The sequence below is a fragment of the Ochrobactrum sp. SFR4 genome, from assembly GCF_019730395.1.
In the GTDB taxonomy this organism is placed as follows: Bacteria; Pseudomonadota; Alphaproteobacteria; order Rhizobiales; family Rhizobiaceae; genus Pseudochrobactrum.
In genome coordinates, this window is record NZ_JAAPBB010000259.1 from 1 (window position 1) to 415 (window position 415).

The 415-nt window shown below is 49.9% G+C and carries 1 protein-coding gene; it reads left to right on the forward strand.

Annotation, left to right across the window (positions count from 1 at the left end; translation table 11 throughout):
• Positions 1-186 precede the first annotated feature (186 nt).
• A partial coding sequence (locus HBA93_RS18880; protein WP_221724321.1) for a DUF4377 domain-containing protein occupies positions 187-415 on the forward strand: 229 nt, incomplete at its 3' end.

Sequence of the window (415 nt, forward strand, 5' to 3'; positions counted from 1 at the left end):
GTAACATCATGTCCGTTTGCGGATAAAATTTCGGCAGCAGCAAGTCCCGACGGGCCCCCGCCGATAATCGCAATGGTCGCGTTGTTTGTGGTTGTGTTTGTCAATGTCATTCGGTTCACCTGCAGTTCAGCTTGTTTTAGCTAAGTTCGAAGCTGACGCAAGTAAGAAGCAACCATGGAGATGCTTATGAAAAAGACCCTGATCATTCCGGCTATTGCTGCTGCTCTTTTTAGCACGGCTTTGTTGCCGGTGGCGCAGGCAAATGCCGCCGGTAAAACCGAGACACTCTATGTGAATAACAAGCTGGTGGATTGTGTTGGTGTGGGCCCGCAAAAATGTATGCAGGTGCGTACCAGCCCTAAGGGTGAGTGGACACTGTTCTATAACGGAATTGACGGTTTCGACTATGAACCGG